The sequence below is a fragment of the Sulfuritalea sp. genome, from assembly GCF_017302275.1.
Taxonomy (GTDB): Bacteria; Pseudomonadota; Gammaproteobacteria; order Burkholderiales; family Rhodocyclaceae; genus Sulfuritalea.
Genome location: NZ_JAFLDR010000015.1, coordinates 33515 through 52908, shown reverse-complemented (window position 1 = coordinate 52908; position 19394 = coordinate 33515). Strand labels below are relative to the sequence as shown.

24 protein-coding genes are annotated in these 19394 nt (G+C 64.9%); 21 read left to right on the top strand and 3 right to left on the bottom strand.

Going from position 1 to position 19394, the window contains the following annotated elements:
- The 21 genes from J0M27_RS10210 to J0M27_RS10105 all read left to right on the top strand — a co-directional run bounded on the left by J0M27_RS10210 (position 1) and on the right by J0M27_RS10105 (position 17624).
- Positions 1-474 carry a PaaI family thioesterase gene (locus tag J0M27_RS10210; protein ID WP_294990807.1) on the top strand — a complete coding sequence of 158 codons (474 nt, stop codon included), beginning with the start codon at positions 1-3 and terminating at the stop codon, positions 472-474.
- Positions 474-1640, top strand: a complete 1167-nt coding sequence (locus J0M27_RS10205) for an isovaleryl-CoA dehydrogenase (protein WP_294990804.1) — start codon at positions 474-476, stop codon at positions 1638-1640. The genes J0M27_RS10210 and J0M27_RS10205 overlap by 1 nt, the downstream gene beginning before the upstream one ends.
- Positions 1641-1645: 5 nt before the next feature.
- Positions 1646-2164 (top strand): PaaI family thioesterase, encoded by a 519-nt coding sequence (locus J0M27_RS10200; protein ID WP_294990802.1) that lies wholly within the window; start codon positions 1646-1648, stop codon positions 2162-2164.
- Positions 2165-2170: 6 nt separating this feature from the next.
- A complete protein-coding gene (locus J0M27_RS10195) occupies positions 2171-2611 on the top strand; it encodes a thioesterase family protein (RefSeq protein ID WP_294990799.1) in 441 nt (146 codons plus the stop codon).
- A 32-nt stretch (positions 2612-2643) separates the two neighbouring features.
- Positions 2644-3813, top strand: a complete 1170-nt coding sequence (gene can, locus J0M27_RS21375) for a carbonate dehydratase (RefSeq protein ID WP_365962543.1) — start codon at positions 2644-2646, stop codon at positions 3811-3813.
- A gap of 10 nt (positions 3814-3823) precedes the next feature.
- Complete coding sequence (locus J0M27_RS10180) at positions 3824-5005, top strand: acetyl-CoA C-acetyltransferase (RefSeq protein ID WP_294990796.1); 1182 nt, start codon at positions 3824-3826, stop codon at positions 5003-5005.
- Positions 5006-5012: 7 nt separating this feature from the next.
- Positions 5013-5870, top strand: a complete 858-nt coding sequence (locus J0M27_RS10175) for a crotonase/enoyl-CoA hydratase family protein (protein WP_294990795.1) — start codon at positions 5013-5015, stop codon at positions 5868-5870.
- The gene (locus tag J0M27_RS10170; protein WP_294990793.1) at positions 5871-7010 is read left to right on the top strand and encodes an acyl-CoA dehydrogenase; all 1140 of its coding nucleotides are present in this window, start codon (positions 5871-5873) and stop codon (positions 7008-7010) included. It begins immediately after the preceding gene.
- 53 nt (positions 7011-7063) lie between these two features.
- Complete coding sequence (locus tag J0M27_RS10165) at positions 7064-7318, top strand: type II toxin-antitoxin system VapB family antitoxin (protein WP_294990790.1); 255 nt, start codon at positions 7064-7066, stop codon at positions 7316-7318.
- Complete coding sequence (locus tag J0M27_RS10160; protein ID WP_294990787.1) at positions 7315-7677, top strand: PIN domain-containing protein; 363 nt, start codon at positions 7315-7317, stop codon at positions 7675-7677. Before J0M27_RS10165 ends, J0M27_RS10160 begins: the two co-directional genes overlap by 4 nt.
- Before the next feature lie 30 nt (positions 7678-7707).
- The gene (locus J0M27_RS10155; RefSeq protein ID WP_294990786.1) at positions 7708-8358 is read left to right on the top strand and encodes a glutathione S-transferase; all 651 of its coding nucleotides are present in this window, start codon (positions 7708-7710) and stop codon (positions 8356-8358) included.
- The gene (locus J0M27_RS10150) at positions 8355-8957 is read left to right on the top strand and encodes a 2-hydroxychromene-2-carboxylate isomerase (protein ID WP_294990784.1); all 603 of its coding nucleotides are present in this window, start codon (positions 8355-8357) and stop codon (positions 8955-8957) included. Before J0M27_RS10155 ends, J0M27_RS10150 begins: the two co-directional genes overlap by 4 nt.
- Before the next feature lie 23 nt (positions 8958-8980).
- Positions 8981-9289, top strand: coding sequence for a DUF1272 domain-containing protein (locus J0M27_RS10145; protein WP_294990782.1), 309 nt, complete (start codon positions 8981-8983; stop codon positions 9287-9289).
- Positions 9290-9373: 84 nt separating this feature from the next.
- Complete coding sequence (locus J0M27_RS10140) at positions 9374-10981, top strand: carboxyl transferase domain-containing protein (RefSeq protein WP_294990779.1); 1608 nt, start codon at positions 9374-9376, stop codon at positions 10979-10981.
- Between the two features lie 22 nt (positions 10982-11003).
- The gene (locus J0M27_RS10135) at positions 11004-11795 is read left to right on the top strand and encodes an enoyl-CoA hydratase/isomerase family protein (protein ID WP_294990776.1); all 792 of its coding nucleotides are present in this window, start codon (positions 11004-11006) and stop codon (positions 11793-11795) included.
- A gap of 4 nt (positions 11796-11799) precedes the next feature.
- On the top strand, positions 11800-13803 hold the full coding sequence (locus J0M27_RS10130; protein WP_294990773.1) for an acetyl/propionyl/methylcrotonyl-CoA carboxylase subunit alpha: 2004 nt from the start codon (positions 11800-11802) through the stop codon (positions 13801-13803).
- A gap of 13 nt (positions 13804-13816) precedes the next feature.
- Positions 13817-14743, top strand: coding sequence for a hydroxymethylglutaryl-CoA lyase (locus J0M27_RS10125; RefSeq protein ID WP_294990770.1), 927 nt, complete (start codon positions 13817-13819; stop codon positions 14741-14743).
- Positions 14740-14961 (top strand): DUF1289 domain-containing protein, encoded by a 222-nt coding sequence (locus tag J0M27_RS10120; RefSeq protein ID WP_294990767.1) that lies wholly within the window; start codon positions 14740-14742, stop codon positions 14959-14961. The genes J0M27_RS10125 and J0M27_RS10120 overlap by 4 nt, the downstream gene beginning before the upstream one ends.
- The gene (locus J0M27_RS10115; RefSeq protein WP_294990765.1) at positions 14948-15877 is read left to right on the top strand and encodes an MBL fold metallo-hydrolase; all 930 of its coding nucleotides are present in this window, start codon (positions 14948-14950) and stop codon (positions 15875-15877) included. The genes J0M27_RS10120 and J0M27_RS10115 overlap by 14 nt, the downstream gene beginning before the upstream one ends.
- 129 nt (positions 15878-16006) lie before the next feature.
- Positions 16007-17014 (top strand): DNA methyltransferase, encoded by a 1008-nt coding sequence (locus J0M27_RS10110; protein WP_294990761.1) that lies wholly within the window; start codon positions 16007-16009, stop codon positions 17012-17014.
- Positions 16998-17624, top strand: coding sequence for a hypothetical protein (locus J0M27_RS10105; protein ID WP_294990759.1), 627 nt, complete (start codon positions 16998-17000; stop codon positions 17622-17624). The genes J0M27_RS10110 and J0M27_RS10105 overlap by 17 nt, the downstream gene beginning before the upstream one ends.
- Positions 17625-17778: 154 nt before the next feature.
- On the opposite strand, the gene J0M27_RS10100 is transcribed toward J0M27_RS10105, so the two are convergent.
- The 3 genes from J0M27_RS10100 to J0M27_RS10090 form a co-directional block, all read right to left on the bottom strand.
- Positions 17779-18201 carry a type II toxin-antitoxin system VapC family toxin gene (locus J0M27_RS10100; protein WP_294990756.1) on the bottom strand — a complete coding sequence of 141 codons (423 nt, stop codon included), beginning with the start codon at positions 18199-18201 and terminating at the stop codon, positions 17779-17781.
- Positions 18201-18446: an AbrB/MazE/SpoVT family DNA-binding domain-containing protein gene (locus J0M27_RS10095; RefSeq protein ID WP_294990753.1), complete on the bottom strand. Its 246-nt coding sequence runs from the start codon at positions 18444-18446 to the stop codon at positions 18201-18203. The genes J0M27_RS10100 and J0M27_RS10095 overlap by 1 nt, the downstream gene beginning before the upstream one ends.
- Positions 18447-18539: 93 nt before the next feature.
- A complete protein-coding gene (locus J0M27_RS10090) occupies positions 18540-19346 on the bottom strand; it encodes a ParA family protein (protein WP_294990750.1) in 807 nt (268 codons plus the stop codon).
- Positions 19347-19394: the final 48 nt, after the last annotated feature.

The window sequence follows — 19394 nt, the reverse complement described above, 5'->3', positions numbered from 1 at the left end:
ATGCCCCACACCGCACGTCCCGCCCAGAAAAGCTTCGAGCCGCGCAATCCCGACTGGGAAGCCACCGTGCGCGGCAGCTTTGCCCGGCAGACGGTAATGACACTGATCGGAGCCGAAATGGGCGCCCTGGCCCCCGGGCATTGCGAGATCCGCCTGCCTTTCCGCGCCGACCTCACCCAGCAGAACGGCTACTTCCACGCCGGCATCACCGCCACCATCGTCGACAGCGCCGGCGGCTACTCCGGCCTGACGCTCATGCCGGCCGGGTCCGACGTGCTGACCGTGGAATTCAAGCTCAACCTGCTGGCTCCCGCCGACGGCGACTACCTCGTCGCCGAGGGGCAGGTGCTGAAAACCGGGCGCAATCTCGTGATATCGCGCGGCGAGGTCTACGCGATCAGGAACGGCCACGCCACCCACTGCGCCACGATGCAGCAGACCCTCATGACCATGCATGCCAAAAAGGAAAAATGATGCTCGGACTCAATTTCGACCTAGGTGAAGACATCGACATGCTGCGCGACGCCATCTGGGCCTTCGCGCAGAAGGAAATCCTGCCGCGCGCCGCCGAGATCGATCGCGACAACCTCTTCCCCGCTGACCTGTGGAAGAAGTTCGGCGACATGGGTTTGCTCGGCATGACGGCCGACGAGGAATACGGCGGCACCAAGATGGGCTACCTCGCGCACATTGTCGCGATGGAGGAAATCTCGCGCGCCTCGGCCTCGGTCGGCCTGTCCTACGGCGCCCATTCCAACCTCTGCGTGAACCAGATCCGCCGCAACGGAAGCGAGGCGCAGAAGCGGAAATACCTGCCCAGGCTGATTTCCGGCGAGCATGTTGGGGCGTTGGCGATGTCCGAGCCGGGCGCCGGTTCCGACGTGGTGTCGATGAAGCTGCGCGCCGACCTGAAAGGCGACCGCTACGTCCTCAACGGATCGAAGATGTGGATCACCAACGGCGGCGATGCCGACACGCTGGTGGTGTACGCCAAGACCAATCCCGAGGGCGGCGCCAAGGGCATGACTGCCTTCATCGTCGAGAAGGGCTGCAAGGGCTTCTCCAAGGGCCAGCACCTCGACAAGCTCGGCATGCGCGGTTCCAACACCTATCCGCTGTTCTTCGACGACTGCGAAGTGCCGGTGGAAAACGTCCTGGGCGGCGAAGGCAACGGCACGCGCGTGCTGATGTCGGGCCTCGATTACGAGCGCGCCGTGCTTTCCGGCGGACCGCTGGGCATCATGGCCGCCTGCATGGACGTGGTGCTGCCCTTCATCCACGAGCGCAAGCAGTTCGGCCAGAGCATCGGCGAGTTCCAGTTGATGCAGGGCAAGCTGGCCGACATGTACTCGACCTGGCAGGCCACGCGTGCCTATGTCTATGCGCTGGGCAAGGCCTGCGATCGCGGCGACCATGCAAGAACCCTGCGCAAGGACGCCGCCGGCGCCATTCTCTACTCGGCGGAAAAGGCCACCTGGATGGCCGGAGAGACGATACAGGCCCTGGGCGGCGTCGGTTACACCAACGAATATCCCGCGGGCCGCCTCTGGCGCGACGCCAAGCTGTACGAAATCGGCGCCGGAACCAGCGAGATCCGCCGCATGCTGATCGGGCGCGAACTCTACAACGAGACCATGTGAGCGCCATGAGCGGCAACCTACAGATCTGGCACGAACAGGAAGCCGCCGTGCGCGCCAGTGCCGGCAGCATCGGCACGCTGGCGCTGGAAACCCTGCGCGAGTACTCCGGGCTGGAAATCTTCCGCAAGATGATCGCCGGTGAGTTGCCCTATCCACCGATCGCCGACACCCTGGGCTTCATGCTGATCAGCGCCGACAAGGGCCACGTGGTGTTCCAGGGCACGCCCGAGCATCGCCACTACAACCCGATCGGCTCGGTGCATGGCGGCTTCCACGCCACGCTCCTCGACTCCTGCGTCGGCTGCGCGGTACACACCACCCTTGAAGCCGGACAGGGCTACACCACGCTGGAACTCAAGGTGAATTACGTGCGCGCCCTGACCGATCGCGTCGGCCCGGTGCGTGCCGAAGGCAGGGTGATCCACGTCGGCAAGCAGGTGGCGACCGCCGAGGGGCGCATCGTCGATGTGCAGGGCCGCCTCTACGCGCACGCCTCCACCACCTGCCTGGTGTTCCCGCTCTAGACCGCCATGACGACACTCCTCGACACCTATCGCGGCACGGTCTATCCGTGGCACTGCGACCACATGAACCACATGAACGTGATGTTCTACGTCGGCAAGTTCGACGAGGCGACGTGGAACCTGATGTCGCACATCGGCATGAATGCGGCCTTCCTGCGCAAACACCATCGCGGCATGGCGGCGGTCGACCAGCGGATCAGCTACCAGCGCGAACTGCACGCCGGCAACACGGTGGCGATTCGCACCGGCATCGTTTCCGTCGGCGAAAAGAAGGTCATCTTTTTCCACGAAATGCGCAACGCCGACACCGATGAGGTCTCTGCGGTCACCCTGCTGACAGGCGTCCACATGGATACCCAGATCCGCAAGGCCTGCCCCTTGCCGGAAGGCGTGCGCGATCTGGCCCGGGAACTCATGGCGGACTACGTTCTGCCGTGGTCGTCCTGATTTGCATGGCTTGACCCTGAGGGAACCGGTTCATGGCTGAAGCAAGGACGAAAGTCGGCGCTGGCAGGACGGCGATCCGCGTGATCGGCGCCGAGCACCCCGCGGAACTGGAACAGGTGCGCCAGTTCTTCCGCAACTACGCGGCCTGGCTCGGCGTCGATCTCTGTTTCCAGAATTTCGACGAGGAAATGGCCAGCCTGCCCGGACGCTACTCGGCGCCGGAAGGCCGCCTGTTCTACGCCACGGTCGACGGCAGGGGGGCCGGTTGCGTCGGCATCCGGCCGTATTCGGAAGGCGTCTGCGAACTCAAGCGCCTCTATGTCGACCCCGCCTTTCGTGGCCTCGGCGTCGGTCGCGACCTGGCCCTGGCTGGGATCCGCGCGGCCCGCCAGATCGGCTACCGCAGGATCATGCTCGACACGCTGCCGGCGATGCGCATCGCCGTCAAGCTGTACCGCGAACTGGGCTTCGACGAGGCCCCGGCCTATTACCAGACGCCGGTCGAGGGTACGCAGTTCCTCGCCCTTGATCTCGAAAACTGGTCCGAGGACGAGATCAATAATCGCAGCCTGCACCACCTGTTCGACTTCAATCGCGCCTGGTCGAACAAGATGCGCGAGGTCGATCCGGGCTATTTCGAGAAGCTCTCCCACCTGCAGACGCCCGAACTGCTGTGGATCGGCTGCTCGGATTCGCGGGTACCGGCCAACGAAATCGTCGGCCTGCTGCCGGGCGAGGTTTTCGTCCATCGCAATGTCGCCAACGTCGTGGTGCATACCGACCTCAACTGCCTGTCGGTGATCCAGTTCGCCGTCGACGTGCTCAAGGTCAAGCACATCATGGTGGTCGGCCACTACGGTTGCGGCGGCGTCAAGGCTGCACTCGACGGTGCGCGCGTCGGCCTGGTCGACATCTGGCTGCGCCACGTGCGCGACGTGCGCGCCAAGCATCTGGCCGAAATCGACAGGCTGCCGCCGGAGGCAAGGCACGACAGGCTGTGCGAACTCAATGTGCTGGAACAGGTCGCCAACGTCTGCCAGACCTATGTCGTACAGGATGCCTGGCAGCGCGGCCAGCCCCTGACCATCCACGGCTGGATCTACGGCCTCAAGGATGGCCTGATGCGCGATCTCGACATCACCGTCAACGCCGCCGACCAGCTTCCCGGCCGCTATACCGTTGCGCTTTCAACCTTGAATTGAAGGAACCGCCATGTCCGACCCCATCGTCATCGTCTCCGCCACCCGCACTCCCATGGGCGGCTTTCAGGGCGACTTCGCGTCCCTGACCTGCGCCCAGCTGGGCAGCGTCGCCATCAAGGCCGCCGTCGAGCGCGCCGGCCTCAAGCCCGAGCAGGTCGACGAGGTCATCATGGGCTGCGTGTTGCCCGCCGGCCAGGGCCAGGCTCCGGCGCGCCAGGCCAGTCTGGGTGCCGGGCTGCCGCTGGCGGCCGGCTGCACCACGGTGAACAAGATGTGCGGTTCCGGCATGCGCGCGGCGATGTACGCGCACGACATGCTGCTGGCCGGCAGCGTGGACGTGATGGTTGCCGGTGGCATGGAGTCGATGACCAACGCGCCCTATCTGTTGCCCAAGGCGCGCGGCGGCTTCCGTCTCGGCCACGGCGAGGTCAAGGACCACATGTTCCTCGACGGGCTCGAAGACGCCTACGACAAGGGTCGCCTGATGGGTACCTTCGCCGAGGATTGCGCCGGCACCTACAAATTCACCCGCGAGGCGCAGGACGCCTACGCCATCGCCTCCACCACGCGCGCCAAGCAGGCCAACACCGATGGCAGCTTCACCTGGGAAATCGCGTCGGTCACCGTGCCCGGCAGGAAAGGCGACACGATCATCGACAAGGACGAGCAACCCTTCAAGGCGCAGCTCGACAAGATCCCCGGCCTGAAGCCGGCGTTCCGCAAGGACGGCACGGTCACCGCCGCCAACTCGTCGTCGATCTCCGACGGCGCCGCGGCGCTGGTCATGATGCGTGCCTCGACCGCCGCGAAGCTCGGCCTCAAGCCGGTGGCGACGATGATTGGCCACAGCACCTTCGCGCTAGAGCCGGGCCTGTTCACCACCGCGCCGGTCGGCGCCATGAAGAAGCTGCTGGCGAGGAACAACTGGAGCGTTGGCAGCGTTGACCTCTGGGAAATCAACGAGGCCTTCGCCGTGGTTACCATGGCGGCGATGCACGACCTCAAGCTGCCGCATGACAAGGTCAACGTGCATGGCGGCGCCTGCGCCCTTGGCCACCCGATCGGCGCCTCCGGCGCGCGTGTCATGGTCACGCTGATCGGCGCCCTGAGGAAGCGCGGCAAGAAGCGCGGCGTCGCCAGCCTGTGCATCGGCGGCGGCGAGGCGACCGCAGTAGGCATCGAACTCGCCTGAGTCCGGCATGAGCCTGCAGACCCTCACCTATACGACAGAGGGGCGCATCGCGCGCATCACGCTGAACCGCCCCGAGCGGCTCAATGCCATCGTGCCGGCGATGCCGCGCGAGATCCGGCTGGCGGTGGAGCGGGCGAATGCGGATGACGACATCCACGTCATCATCCTGCAGGGCGCCGGGCGCGCCTTTTGTTCCGGCTACGACCTCAAGGATTTTGCCGAGGCCGATGTCGACACGCCCTGTACCCAGTCCATGCCCTGGGACCCGATGGTCGATTACCGCGCCATGAAAGGGTTCACCGACGATTTCTTCAGCCTCTGGCGCAGTCACAAGCCCACCATCTGCAAGGTGCAGGGTTTCGCCGTCGCCGGTGGCAGCGACATCGCGCTGTGCTGCGACCTCGTGGTGATGGCCGAGGATGCGCAGATCGGCTACATGCCGGCGCGCGTCTGGGGCTGCCCGACCACGGCGATGTGGGTCTATCGCCTCGGCGCCGAAAAGGCCAAGCGCATGCTGCTGACCGGCGACACCATCGACGGCAAGACCGCGAAAGACTGGGGCCTAGTGATCGACGCCGTGCCCGAGGCGGAACTCGAAGCCGCCGTGATGAAGCTGGCCAATCGGATGGCGGGCGTGCCGAAAAACCAGTTGATGATGCAGAAGCTGATGATCAACCAGGCCTACGACAACATGGGCCTCGCCAATACCCAGATGATCGCCACGCTGTTCGACGGCATCACCCGTCATTCGCCCGAAGGCCAGTGGTTCAAGCATTACGCGGAAGAAAAGGGCTACAAGGAAGCCGTGCGCCTGCGCGATTCCGGTGAGCCGATTCCCGGCTCGAAGACCTACAAGGGGTTTTGAATGGTTCTCACGGAAGAACAGGAACAGATCCGCGACATGCTGCGCGATTTCGCGCGCGAGCAACTGGCGCCGAAGGCCGCCGAGTGGGATAGGTCTTCCCACTTCCCGCGCGAGGAACTGCGCGCGCTGGGCGATCTCGGCGTCTGCGGCATGGTGGTTCCGGAAGAATGGGGCGGCGCGGGACTCGACTATGTTTCGCTGGCGCTGGCGCTGGAGGAAATCGCCGCCGGCGACGGCGCGACATCGACCATCATCAGCGTGCAGAACTCGGTGGTCTGTGGCCCGATCAATGCCTTCGGCACGGATGCGCAGAAAGAGCAATACCTGAAGAAGCTGGCGACCGGCGAATGGCTGGGCTGCTTCTGCCTGACCGAGCCGCACGTCGGCTCCGACGCCGCGGCGATCCGGACCAAAGCAGTACGCGACGGCGACCACTGGGTGCTGAACGGCGTCAAGCAGTTCATCACCACCGGCAAGAACGCGCAGGTCGCCGTGGTCTTCGCCGTGACCGATCCGGGCGCCGGCAAGAAGGGCATCTCGGCCTTCATCGTGCCCGCCGACACGCCCGGCTACGTTGTCGCCCGCGTCGAGGAAAAGCTTGGCCAGCACGCGTCCGACACGGCACAGATCCTGTTCGAGGACTGCCGCATTCCCGCCGCGAACCTGCTCGGCGCGGAAGGGCAGGGCTACCGAATCGCCCTGTCGAATCTTGAGGGCGGCCGCATCGGCATCTCGGCGCAGGCCGTGGGCATGGCGCGCGCCGCCTTCGAAGCCGCGTTGCACTATTCGCATGAACGCGAGAGCTTCGGTAAGCCGATCTTCGAGCACCAGGCCGTGAATTTCCGGCTGGCCGACATGGCGACGCAGATCGAAGTCGCGCGGCAGATGGTGCACCACGCCGCGAGCTTGCGCGACGCTGGCCGGCCCTGCCTCAAGGAAGCCTCGATGGCCAAGCTGTTCGCCTCCGAGATGGCCGAAAAGGTCTGCTCGGACGCGATCCAGATCCATGGCGGCTACGGCTACGTCAGCGATTTTCCGGTCGAGCGCATCTACCGTGACGTGCGCGTCTGCCAGATCTACGAAGGCGCGTCGGACATCCAGCGGCTGGTGATCGGAAGGTCGCTGGATGGTGCATCATGATCGACATCATTTGGTGCTATATTTGATGCATCCGTAACGCCCTGGAGAATCCGATGAGAACCACAGTCACCTTGGATGACGATCTGCTGGCTGACGTCGAACAGTTGAGCGGCATTCGCGACCGCTCCCGGCTGCTGCGCGAAGCCTTGCTGGAAATGCGGCATCGTCTCGCCTCCCAGCGGCTGGCGTTGCTCGCCGGTACCGAGCCCGATGTCGTTGCATCGCCACGTCGCCGACCGCCTCATTTCGTATCGGAGCCGGAGGCGACACCCTATCGGGCCAAAAAGCGCTCGAAGGCGAACCCGTGAGAGTCCTTGCCGATACGTCGGTATGGGTGGACTATCTGCGCCACAAGAATGCACCCATCCTCGATCCCCTGAATCTGGGCGACGTCGTGATGCACGACTACGTGATCGGGGAAATGGCACTGGGTGGCCTCAGCCAGGTCAAACTCGCGATGTTCAGCCAGATGCGTCGCTGCCGCTGCGCCAGCCACGACGAAGTGATGCATCTGATCGCCGAGCGCCATCTGGCCGGCCGCGGCCTCGGTTACGTCGACAGCCATCTGCTCGCTGCAGCGCTGATCGATCGCCTGAAGTTGTGGACGCTGGACAAGGCCCTGCAACAGGTGGCAAATGAATTCGGCTGCGGTCTGGCGGTTCACTGAGATTGCGCTGAGCACACCAAAGGAAAATCCATGGCCGAATACACCCTGCATTGCTTCGCCCAGTCCGGCAACGCCTACAAGGCGGCGCTGATGCTGGCCGTGTCGAGCGCCGACTGGGAGCCGCGTTTCGTGGACTTCTTCCATGGCGCGACCAAGACGCCCGAGTACCGCGCGCTGAACGTGATGGGCGAAGTGCCGCTGCTGGAACACCGCGGCCGCATCCTGTCGCAGTCGGGCGTGATCCTCGACTACCTTGCCGAAACACTTGGCAGGTTCGGCCCGCAGGACAACGAAGAAAGGCGCGAGATCCTGCGCTGGACCCTGTTCGACAACCACAAGTTCACCAGCTACGCGGCGACGCTGCGCTACCTGCGCAATTTCGGACCGGCCACCGACCCCGGGATCATCGCCATGTTCCGCGCCCGCGCCGAAACTGCATGGAAAGTACTCGACGCGCACCTCGCCGGGCGCGAATGGGTTGTCGGCCGCCGTACCACCATCGCCGACTTTTCATTGGCCGGATATGTGTTCTGGCCCGAGGAAATCGGCGTGGATTGGAACGACTACCCGAACCTGCGCGACTGGGCGGCGCGCATCGCGGCGCTGCCGGGCTGGCGGCATCCCTACCAACTGATGCCCGGCCATCCGATGGAAGGCTGGGGGCGCAAGGAGCAGTCATGAGCGAACCGATTACGTTCTACTTCGATTTTTCCTCGCCCTATTCTTACCTCGCCAGCGAACGCATCGACGACCTCGCCGCGAAGCACGGACGCAAAGTGAAATGGCGGCCGATGATGCTGGGCGCGGCCTTCAAGGCCTCGGGCATGCCGCTGCTGGTCACGATTCCGCTCAAGGGCGACTACAGCAAGCGCGATTTCGACCGCTCGGCGCGCTTTCTCGGCATTCCCTACAAGTTCCCGCCGAAGTTCCCTATCGCCACGCTGGCCGCGGCGCGCGGCTACTACTGGCTGCACGGTCAGGACTGCGGCAAGGCGCGCGAATTCGCCCATGCGGTGTTCCGCGCCTACTGGGTCGACAGCCGCGACATCGGCGAAACCCCGGTGGTGCTAGACATCGCCGGCCAGCTCGGCATCGACCGCGATGCCTTCGCCGCCGCGATCGCCACGCCGGAGATCAAGGATCGCGTCAAGCAGGAAACCGACGCCGCGATTGCCCAGGGCATGTTCGGTGCGCCCTATTTCATGGTGGACAGCGAGCCCTTCTGGGGTGCCGACCGCCTGCCGCAGATCGACAAGTGGCTGGAGACCGGCGGTTTCTGACGCCGCGCCGGGAGGATATCGTCATGCTCGAACTCAGGCCGAACTGCGAACACTGCAACAAGCCGCTGCCGCCGGCAGCGCAGGACGCGCGCATCTGCTCCTACGAATGCACCTTCTGCGCCGAATGCGTGGACACGATCCTCGGCAATGTCTGCCCCAACTGCGGTGGCGGCTTCGTGCCACGGCCGGTGAGGCCGGCGAACAACTGGAAGAGCGACAATTTCCTGGGCAAGGACCCGGCGAGCACGGTGGTCAAACACCGGCCGGTGGATGCGCAGGCGCATGCGCGCTTCGCCGAGTCGATCAGGGCGATTGCGCCGGAAGCACGATAGTTTCGAATACAGGGAGGGGCCCGCAAGCCCCTCGCAACGGCGGTGCGACAACGCATCGCGGTGCTTGAAGACGGAGGATTCCGAGTGAGTGTCATCAAATCGAAGCTCAATACGCGCAGCGAGGAGTACAAGGCCAACGCCGCGGCGATGAGCGCGCTGGTCGACGACCTGCGCGACAAGACCGTCGCCGTTTCGGGCGGCGGTTCGCCGGAAACGGCGGCCAAGCACAAGGCGCGCGGCAAGCTGCTGCCCAGGGAACGGATCAATGCACTGGTCGATCCGGGCGCGCCCTTCCTTGAGTTCTCCGCGCTGGCCGCGTACGGCATGTACAGCGGCGATGTGGCCTCGGCCGGAGTCGTCACCGGCATCGGCCGGGTGCAGGGCGTCGAGTGCATGATCGTCGCCAACGACGCGACGGTGAAGGGCGGATCCTATTTTCCGCTGACGGTGAAGAAGCATTTGCGCGCGCAGGAAATCGCCCAGCAGAACCGCTTGCCCTGCATCTACCTGGTCGACTCCGGCGGCGCCAACCTGCCTACGCAGGACGAGGTGTTTCCCGACCGCGACCACTTCGGCCGCATCTTCTACAACCAGGCCAACATGTCGGCCATGGGCATCCCGCAGATCGGCATCGTCATGGGCTCCTGCACGGCGGGTGGCGCCTACATGCCGGCCATGTCGGACGAATCGGTCATCGTCAAGAACCAGGGCACGATCTTTCTCGGCGGCCCGCCGCTGGTCAAGGCGGCCACCGGCGAAGTGGTCAGCGCCGAGGACCTCGGCGGCGGCGACGTGCATACCCGCATCTCCGGCGTCTGCGACCACCTGGCGGAGAACGACCACCACGCGCTGTCGATCGCGCGCCGCATCGTCGGCAACCTCAACTGGCAGAAGCCCGTGTCGCTCGACATCAGTACGCCGGAAGAGCCGCTCTACGATCCGTCCGAACTCTGGGGCGTGATCCCCTCCGATACCAAGAAGCCCTACGACGTGCGCGAGGTCATCGCCCGCATCGTCGATGGCTCACGCTTCGACGAGTTCAAGTCGCGCTACGGCACCACGCTGGTCACCGGCTTCGCCCGCCTCTCCGGCTATCCGCTGGGCATCGTCGCCAACAACGGCATCCTGTTCGGCGAATCGGCGCAGAAGGGCGCGCACTTCATCGAGCTGTGCGCGCAGCGCGGCATCCCGCTGCTGTTCCTGCAGAACATCACCGGCTTCATGGTCGGCCGCAAGTACGAGAACGGCGGCATCGCCAAGGACGGCGCGAAGATGGTGACCGCCGTGGCGACCACCCAGGTGCCGAAATTCACCATGATCATCGGCGGCAGCTTCGGTGCCGGCAACTACGGCATGTGCGGCCGCGCCTACAGCCCGCGCATGCTCTGGATGTGGCCCAACGCTCGGATCAGCGTGATGGGCGGCGAGCAGGCGGCTTCTGTCCTGTCCACCATCAAGCGCGACGGCATGGAAGCCACAGGCAAGGAATGGAGCAAGGAGGATGAGGAAAGCTTCCGCGCGCCGATCCGCGCCCAGTACGAAACCCAGGGCCATCCCTACTACGCCACCGCGCGCATCTGGGACGACGGCATCCTCGACCCGGCGCAGACGCGGCGCACGCTGGGTCTCGGCATTTCCGCATCGCTCAATGCACCGATCCTGCCGACCAAGTTCGGCGTTTTCCGCATGTAGGCCAGTGCCGAAAGGGTTTCCCATGTACACCAATATCGTTACCGAAATCGACCTCGGCGTCGGCATCATCACCCTCAATCGACCCGAACGGCACAACGCCTTCGATGACAGCCTGATCGCGGAGCTTTCCGACGCCATCGACCGCATGGCGGCCGATCCGGTGGTGCGCGTGCTGGTGATCTCCAGCACCGGCAAGAGCTTCTGCGCCGGTGCCGACCTCAACTGGATGAGGCGCGCCGCCGGCTATTCGAGCGAGGAGAACCTGCGCGATTCGCGCGCGCTGGCCGACATGCTGCGGCGCCTGGCGCAATGCCCGAAGCCGACCATCGCCCGCATCCAGGGCCCGGCCTACGGCGGCGGCGTCGGCCTGGTGGCCTGTTGCGACATCGCCATCGCCACCTTCGACGTGCAGTTCTCGCTGACCGAGGTCAAGCTCGGCATCATCCCCGCCGTGATCAGTCCGCACGTTATCGCCGCCATCGGCGAGCGTTACGCGCGCCGCTACATGCTCACCGCGGAACGCTTTTCCGCCGCCGAAGCCTATCGCATCGGCCTGCTGCACGAGATGGTCGCCGACGAGGAATCGCTCGACGAGGCGCTGGGCGAGATCATCGACGCCCTGCTGAAGAACGGGCCGCGCGCGATCGCCGAATGCAAGCAGCTGATTGCCGCCGTGGCCTGGAAGCCGCTGTCCGACGAGGTCGTCGAGGACACCGCGCAGCGCATCACGCGACTGCGCGCCAGCGAGGAAGGCCGTGAAGGCATGAGCGCGTTTCTGGAGAAACGCAAACCCAACTGGATCGCCCAGGGCTGACACCATGTTCACGAAAATATTGATCGCCAACCGCGGAGAAATCGCCTGCCGTGTCATCAAGACCGCGCGGCGCATGGGCATCCGCACCGTCGCCGTGTATTCCGAGGCGGATGCCGGCGCACGGCACGTGCGCCTGGCCGACGAAGCCGTCTGCATCGGCGCGCCGCCGCCGCGCGAGTCCTACCTGGTGATCGACAAGATCATCGGCGCGGCGCTGGCCACCGGCGCCCAGGCCATCCATCCGGGCTACGGCTTCCTCTCCGAGAACGAGGAATTCGCCGAGGCCTGCGCGAAGAACGGGATCGTCTTCGTCGGCCCGCCGGTATCGGCGATCCGCGCCATGGGCCTCAAGTCGGAAAGCAAAAAGCTGATGGAGAGGGCCGGCGTGCCGCTCACGCCCGGCTACCACGGCGACAGCCAGGACGCGGGTTTCCTGCGGCAGCAGGCCGACGCGATCGGCTATCCGGTGCTGATCAAGGCCTCGGCCGGCGGCGGCGGCAAGGGCATGCGCGCGGTGTGGAAGGGCGAGGAATTCGCCGAAGCCCTGGCCTCCTGCCAGCGCGAGGCGAAGTCGTCCTTCGGCGACCAGCACGTGCTGATCGAAAAGTACCTGCAACGCCCGCGCCACATCGAGATCCAGGTCTTCGGCGACAGCCACGGCAACTGCGTCTACCTGTTCGAACGCGACTGCTCGGTGCAGCGCCGCCACCAGAAGGTGGTCGAGGAAGCGCCGGCGCCCGGCATGAGCGCGGAGCGCCGCGCCGCGATGGGCAAGGCCGCGGTCGACGCGGCCAAGGCCGTCGGCTATGTCGGCGCCGGCACCGTCGAGTTCATCGTCAACCAGGACGGCACTTTCTACTTCATGGAGATGAACACGCGGCTGCAGGTCGAGCACCCGGTGACCGAAATGATCACCGGGCTCGACCTGGTCGAATGGCAGTTGAAAGTGGCTGCCGCCGAGACGCTGCCGCTGCGCCAGGAACAACTTGCGATCCGCGGCCATGCGCTGGAAGCGCGCATCTATGCCGAGGACCCGGACAAGGGCTTCCTGCCGTCCATCGGCCGCCTGATCCACCTCGCGCCGCCGCTCGAAGGCCTCAACGTGCGCGTCGATACCGGCGTCGAACAGGATGACGAAATCTCGCCGCACTACGACCCGATGATCGCCAAGCTGATCGTCTGGGACGAGACGCGCGAGCGGGCGCTCTCGCGCATGCTGCAGGCATTGGCCGACTACCGCGTGGTCGGCGTTTCCAACAACATCGGCTTCCTGTCGCGGCTGGTGGCCTGCCCGGCCTTCGCCCAGGCCGACCTCGATACCGGGCTGATCGAGCGCGAGCGCGCCTTCCTGTTTCCCGAGGGTGCCGAGCCGCCGGCCGAGGCCTGGCTGGTCGCCGCACTGGCCGAACTGATCCACGACCAGGCTTACGCGGCGGCGGAAGCCGTCGCCAGCCGCGATCCGCATTCGCCCTGGCACGCGCGCGACGGCTGGCGCATGAATGGTAGTGCGCGGCGCGAGATACGCCTGCGCGCCGGTGAAATCGAGAAGGTGGTGCACGCCGGCTACGCTGGCGACGGCATCCGCCTCGAATTCGAGGGCCGGACGGTTGCCGCCGCGGGTCGCTTCGCCGCCGGCAGCGAACTGCGCGTCGACCTCGGCGGGCGCCGCATCAACGTCACCGTGGTCTCGGCCAACGAAAAGCGCCACGTCTTCATCGACGGCGTCTGCCACGTCTTCGCCGCCATCGATCCGCTGTTCCATGCCGGCAGCGGCGGCGGCGCCGAGGGCGGGCTGACCGCGCCGATGCCGGGCAAGGTCATCGCGCTGATTGCCCCCGTCGGCAGCAAGGTCGAGCAGGGCGCGCCGCTGTTGATCCTCGAAGCCATGAAGATGGAGCACACCATTGCCGCGCCCGCCGCCGGCACGGTCAAGGCCTTCCTGTTCAATGTCGGCGAACAGGTCAGCGACGGCGCCGAGCTAGTAGAATTCGAGGTCGAAAAAAAATAGTCTTCAAGCACACATGACCCTCCCCAGCAAAGTACGCATCGTCGAAGTCGGCCCGCGTGATGGCCTGCAGAACGAGAAGAAGCCCGTCTCCACCGCGATCAAGGTCGAACTGATCCGCCGCCTCGGTGCCGCGGGCCTGCGCAGCATCGAGGCCACTTCCTTCGTCTCGCCCAAGTGGGTGCCGCAGATGGCTGACAACGCGGAGGTGTTCGCCACGATCGAGAAGCTGCCGGACGTCGCCTACCCGGTGCTGACGCCGAACATGAAGGGCTTCGAAGCCGCGCTGGCGGCCGGCGCCAGGGAAGTCGCGGTATTCGGCGCCGCCTCCGAATCCTTCTCGCAGAAGAACATCAACTGCTCGATCGCCGAATCGCTCGACCGCTTCCGCCCCATCGTCGAGGCCGCCAAGGCCGCCGAGGTCAAGGTGCGCGGCTACGTCTCCTGCGTGCTGGGCTGCCCCTACGAGGGCGAGATCATGCCGCTCGCTGTAGCCGACGTGGCCAAGGCGCTGATCGAGATGGGCTGCTATGAAGTCAGCCTCGGCGACACCATCGGCGCCGGAACGCCGGAGCGCACCAAGGACATGATCGAGGCCGTGGCGCGGCGCATTCCGCTGAAGAAGATCGCCGGCCATTTTCACGATACCTTTGGCATGGCGACGGCCAACATCTACGCCTCGCTGCAGATGGGCATCGGCATTTTCGACAGCTCGATCGCCGGCCTCGGCGGCTGCCCCTACGCCGCCGGCGCCTCGGGCAACGTCGCCACCGAGGACGTGGTCTGGCTGCTGCAGGGGCTGGGCATCGACACCGGCATCGACCTCGACGCACTGGTTGACACCGGCGCCTGGATATCCAAGCAGTTGAAGCGCGAAACAGCCTCCCGCGTGGCGCGCGCCATCCTCGCCCGGCGCGCCCAGGCGGTGGCCGCGGCCGAGTGAGCCGGCGCGTCGCCGGCAGCGTGGCCAAGGCCGCGGTCGAGTCGCCCTGCATCAACATTTGCAAGATGGAAGACGGCCTGTGCATCGGCTGCTTTCGCACACTCGACGAAATCGCGTGCTGGGCCAATGTCGATGACGACGGCAAGCGCCTGATCCTGGCCGCCGTGGCGCAGCGCAGAAGAAGCACCGGCGGAACCGCAACCGATGAAGCTGCCTGACTCGATCCAGGTCATCGAGCGCGGCTGGCTGTCGTCGAACAACATCCTGCTCTACGCCGGTGAATCGGCCACGCTGGTCGATGCCGGCTATGTCGGTCACGCGCCGCAGACCGTCGAACTCGTAACGTCGGCGCTGGCGGCACGGCGCCCGGCGACCCGGCTCGACCTGCTGGTGAATACCCACTCGCACTCCGACCACATCGGCGGCAACGCCTCGCTGCAGGCAGCCTTCGGCTGCAAGATCGCGATCCCCGCCGGCATCGAGCGCATGGTCGCCGAATGGGACACCGACGCGCTGATGCTCGACGCCGCCCGCCAGCGCGGCGACCGCTTCGCCCATGACGCGGTGATCGAGGCCGACAGCGAATTCGAAATCGGCGGCCTCGCCTGGCAGGCACTGGCGGCCCCCGGCCACGACATGGAGGCACTGATCTACTACTGTGCCGAAAAGCGCCTCCTGATTTCCGGCGACGCCCTCTGGCAGGATGGCTTCGGCATCATCTTCGGCGAGGTGATGGGCAGGAAGGACGCCCTGCCGGCGACGCGCAGCACGCTGGAAATGATCGGCCGGCTGGATGTGGACATCGTCATCCCCGGCCACGGCGCGCCCTTCGACGACTTCGACGGCGCCATGGCGCGCGCCTTGCGCCGGCTCGAATCCTTCGAGGCCGACTCCACCCGCGTCGGCCGCAATGCCGTGCGCGCCTGTTTCACCTTCAACCTGCTCGACCTGCAACGCCTGCGCGAGGACGAACTCGCCGCCTACCTCGCCAGCGTGCCCTTCTTCCACAACGTCAACCAGCGCATGCTGGGTTTCTCCGACGACGATTTCGCCTCATGGCTGCTCGGAGAATTGCTGCGTTCGCGCTCCGTCGAACTCAAGGACGGCTGGATATTGCCGACCATGGCGCCGTAGCGCCAGCGCCGACTTTTTTCCGAATTCCCCGAGCACGTGGGAGTCCCTGCCGAATCGCCTTCGTCTTGAAGGCAGCGACGTAAACGCCACCTGAGCGCGGGCGCCAGTACAATGATCGGAGTCAATGCGATGAAGACCAAGATGAACCGACGCCACGCAATGCAGCATCAAGGAGCCCTGTTCGATGTTCCGGGTATCGAGGGTGCTCGCTGGAAATCTGTTTGCGCCGTCGGCGAATACCCGGTTACGCATCCATCGCCGCGAACAGCGGTGGTCCTTGCGGACGCATTGCGCTGGATGGCCGAGGCACCCGAGAACTCGATACATGCCATCGTCACTGATCCTCCCTACGGCCTACTGGAATATGAAGACAAGGATCACGACAAACTACGGGACGGTATCGGCGGTGTCTGGCGCATTCCACCCTCTTTCGATGGCGCCAACCGAATTCCGGTCCCGAGGTTTACTGTTCTGACCGCAAAGGACCGCGAGCACCTGACCACTTTTTTTCAGGCTTTTGCGTTCCACGCTTTGCGCATCCTGGTTCCTGGCGGCCACATCGTCATTGCCTCGAACCCGTTGGTGTCGACGACCACATTTCATGCGATCGAAACCGCCGGATTCGAAAAACGCGGCGAGATCATTCGCGTGGTCAAGACCTTGCGTGGTGGTGACCGGCCGAAGAACGCGGAGAAGGAGTTTCCAGACGTCACGGTAATGCCCAAATCGTGCTGGGAACCGTGGGGTTTGTTCAGAAAGCCGATCGCCGAAGTCACCGTTGCCGAGAACTTGCGGCGTTGGGGCGCGGGCGGATTTCGCCGGATTTCTGGCGAAGAACCTTTTCGGGATCTGATCGAATGCGCGCCGGCCCCCAAGAGTGAACGCGCGCTAGCGCCGCATCCCTCCATCAAGCCGCAAAAGCTGATGCGCCAACTGGTTCGAGCGGTCCTCCCGGTCGGAACCGGGATCATCTACGATCCATTCTCCGGTAGCGGTTCCACGCTTGCTGCGGCCAGCGCGGTCGGCCACCACGCGGTTGGTACCGAAAGGCATCCAAGCTACTTCGCAATGGCGACGGGTGCAATTCCTGCCCTTGCCAAGATTTCGATAGGGGACTCCGATGATGATGGCGCGTAAGGGTGACTTCGCGAAGGGAGTCCCACTGCCGTCAGGGCTCGATATTGCCTCGATCCATCGCGCCGTCGACTACATGGAGAAGGAACTGGCCGAGTTCGTAGACATTTATCACGAACAGGCCAACGTCTTCAGCGCGATCGTCGGAATTCTCGGTACCCGCGCGCTTGATCAACTGAGCGGCTATGAGAAGCATCGCAACATCGACATCGCGCAACAGCGATTTCCCGACCTCAAGCGCCGCAACTCCGGGCCGAACCCGCCGCCCGAACTTTCTCTGGAGAGCAAGGGAAGCAAGCGTCCGTGGGCCGTTCAGTCGCACTACAACCACCCAGGTTGGTACATCGTCTGGCGCTACCTAGTCGATTCGACAGAGTCGCTTGAACCGGGCAAACCGGTGATCGTCTGGCGGGTCGATGTAGTGTTCCTCGTTGCGGATGACTGGAAGTACGAGGGCAGCAGCGCCGGTGAGGGCAAGGGAGGACGCACCCATACTTTCGGTGTGAAGAATCCATCGAAAAAGCTAAAAGGCTCGGCGGTGTATAGCCGCTCGGACGTCATACTCCGGCAGGGCAAGCCGGTTCCAAGTGACGCCGGGGACGAATTGTCCTGACTCGCGCGCCGTATCACCGATTTTGGGTCAGCTTGAATTGATCTCGGCACGCACTCCCACGCGCGACGCTTCCCGCGTTCGCGGGAATGACGGAACTTGAGAAGTCGGCGCTGGCGCGACGGCGTTGTCCGGGTTGGTGGCTACGGATGCACAGTCAAATTGCGGGCAGCTTGAGGCGCAGTCTCTTCGCGTTCTTCGCCATGACCTCGTCGAGCGTCGCTACACTCCTCGCCTTGGCTTCCAGTGCGGCGGCAAGGTGCAGCGCATCCCCGGCGCGCAGGCCCGACGCAACATCAAGCGACAGGATCGCCGCGCGATGGAAGGTGGCGGGTTCGACCGGCAGCAGGTACAGGTCGCCGGCGCACATTCGTTCGAACTGCCGCCAGGCTGTTTGCGCATCGGCTTCGGCGATCTGGCCGGTCCGTTGTTTGATGGCCAGCGCGCTGGCGAATTCCGATACGCACCAGGCGGCGGAAACCAGTTCATCGGCACAGGCGGCGTACCAGCGCGAAACATCGGAGGTTTTCGCTTCGTGCGTGTACAACGCGACCAGCACGCTGGTGTCGACATACACCATCAGTATCGCCCGCCACGCCGCAATTCGTCGATCACCGGGGTCCCCATCGGGGTGGCATCGCGCATCCTCGCCAGTTCCTGCGCAAAGGCCTTCCGGTTCCAGCGCGCGGGGCGAATGGCGATGCCGCCGTCGATGGTAAGGCCCACTTCCATGCTGTCGCCTTCCTTGAGGCCGGCGCGCCGGGCATAGTCGGCGGGAATTCTCAGGGCAAGGCTGTTGCCCCAGCGTGCGATATTGAGGTTCATGGCGGTGCCCCTATGGATATACGATTACGTATATCCATTGTAGGCCCAAATCGGCGGCGCGCAAGCAGCGTCGCGCTGCCGTTGCGCGGAAGATCAGGCCCGCTTCTTCGCCGCCGCCTTGGCGCGGGCCTTCCTCGCCGCTTCCAGTTCGTCGAACAGCGCGCCGAATTCGAGCGCCAGCTTGTGGCTGCGGTCGAGGTGGATCATCGGCCTGGCCTGCTGGTGCGATTCCTTGATCTTCACCGACGAGGAGAGGAAGGAGCCCAGCACCGGCAGGCCTTCCTCGCGCAGTTCGGCGATGATCTGCTGCGGCAGGCTGGCCCGCGCCTGGAACTGGTTGATGACGATGCCCTCGACTTCCAGCCCGGCGTTGTGGTCGGCGCGGATTTCGCCCACGTTGTCCATCAGCGTGTAGAGCGCGCGGCGGGCGAACTCGTCGCAGTCGAAGGGGATCAGGCAGGCGTCGGCGGCGATCAGCGCCGAGCGGGTGTAGAAGTGCAGCGCCGGCGGCGTGTCGATCCAGATCTCGTCATAGCCTTCGAGGGCGTCGAGCGCCTCGCGCAGCTTGTAGATCTTGTAGCGCGATTCGAGCTTGGCCTGCAGTTCTTCCAGCGCCGGGCCGGAGGGCAGGATGGAGAGGTTCTCGAAGGGCGTCGCGGCGATGAAGTCCTCGGTCGGCAACGGGCGCAGCTTGAAGCTCAGCATCTGCTCGAAGAATTCATTGGCCGTCAGTTCGAGATTTTGCGCCGCGTCGCCCAGCAGGTACTGGGTGGAATTGGCCTGCGGGTCGAGGTCGATGACCAGGGTACGGGCGCCGCGCGCGGCCGCGATGGCCGCCAGGTTGCAGGTGATGGTGCTCTTGCCGACACCGCCTTTTTGATTGAAAACAACGCGCTTCATGCTGCCTCCGTAGGGCCGCCCCAAGGGGCAGCAATTGAGAAACCGGAT

Coding starts and splice junctions, on each gene's coding strand:
- J0M27_RS10210 (WP_294990807.1), top strand. CDS start 1: ATGCCCCACACCGCACGTCCCGCCCAGAAAAGCTTCGAGCCGCGCAAT.
- J0M27_RS10205 (WP_294990804.1), top strand. CDS start 474: ATGCTCGGACTCAATTTCGACCTAGGTGAAGACATCGACATGCTGCGC.
- J0M27_RS10200 (WP_294990802.1), top strand. CDS start 1,646: ATGAGCGGCAACCTACAGATCTGGCACGAACAGGAAGCCGCCGTGCGC.
- J0M27_RS10195 (WP_294990799.1), top strand. CDS start 2,171: ATGACGACACTCCTCGACACCTATCGCGGCACGGTCTATCCGTGGCAC.
- can (WP_365962543.1), top strand. CDS start 2,644: ATGGCTGAAGCAAGGACGAAAGTCGGCGCTGGCAGGACGGCGATCCGC.
- J0M27_RS10180 (WP_294990796.1), top strand. CDS start 3,824: ATGTCCGACCCCATCGTCATCGTCTCCGCCACCCGCACTCCCATGGGC.
- J0M27_RS10175 (WP_294990795.1), top strand. CDS start 5,013: ATGAGCCTGCAGACCCTCACCTATACGACAGAGGGGCGCATCGCGCGC.
- J0M27_RS10170 (WP_294990793.1), top strand. CDS start 5,871: ATGGTTCTCACGGAAGAACAGGAACAGATCCGCGACATGCTGCGCGAT.
- J0M27_RS10165 (WP_294990790.1), top strand. CDS start 7,064: ATGAGAACCACAGTCACCTTGGATGACGATCTGCTGGCTGACGTCGAA.
- J0M27_RS10155 (WP_294990786.1), top strand. CDS start 7,708: ATGGCCGAATACACCCTGCATTGCTTCGCCCAGTCCGGCAACGCCTAC.
- J0M27_RS10150 (WP_294990784.1), top strand. CDS start 8,355: ATGAGCGAACCGATTACGTTCTACTTCGATTTTTCCTCGCCCTATTCT.
- J0M27_RS10145 (WP_294990782.1), top strand. CDS start 8,981: ATGCTCGAACTCAGGCCGAACTGCGAACACTGCAACAAGCCGCTGCCG.
- J0M27_RS10135 (WP_294990776.1), top strand. CDS start 11,004: ATGTACACCAATATCGTTACCGAAATCGACCTCGGCGTCGGCATCATC.
- J0M27_RS10130 (WP_294990773.1), top strand. CDS start 11,800: ATGTTCACGAAAATATTGATCGCCAACCGCGGAGAAATCGCCTGCCGT.
- J0M27_RS10125 (WP_294990770.1), top strand. CDS start 13,817: ATGACCCTCCCCAGCAAAGTACGCATCGTCGAAGTCGGCCCGCGTGAT.
- J0M27_RS10115 (WP_294990765.1), top strand. CDS start 14,948: ATGAAGCTGCCTGACTCGATCCAGGTCATCGAGCGCGGCTGGCTGTCG.
- J0M27_RS10110 (WP_294990761.1), top strand. CDS start 16,007: ATGAAGACCAAGATGAACCGACGCCACGCAATGCAGCATCAAGGAGCC.
- J0M27_RS10105 (WP_294990759.1), top strand. CDS start 16,998: ATGATGATGGCGCGTAAGGGTGACTTCGCGAAGGGAGTCCCACTGCCG.
- J0M27_RS10100 (WP_294990756.1), bottom strand. CDS start 18,201: ATGGTGTATGTCGACACCAGCGTGCTGGTCGCGTTGTACACGCACGAA.
- J0M27_RS10095 (WP_294990753.1), bottom strand. CDS start 18,446: ATGAACCTCAATATCGCACGCTGGGGCAACAGCCTTGCCCTGAGAATT.
- J0M27_RS10090 (WP_294990750.1), bottom strand. CDS start 19,346: ATGAAGCGCGTTGTTTTCAATCAAAAAGGCGGTGTCGGCAAGAGCACC.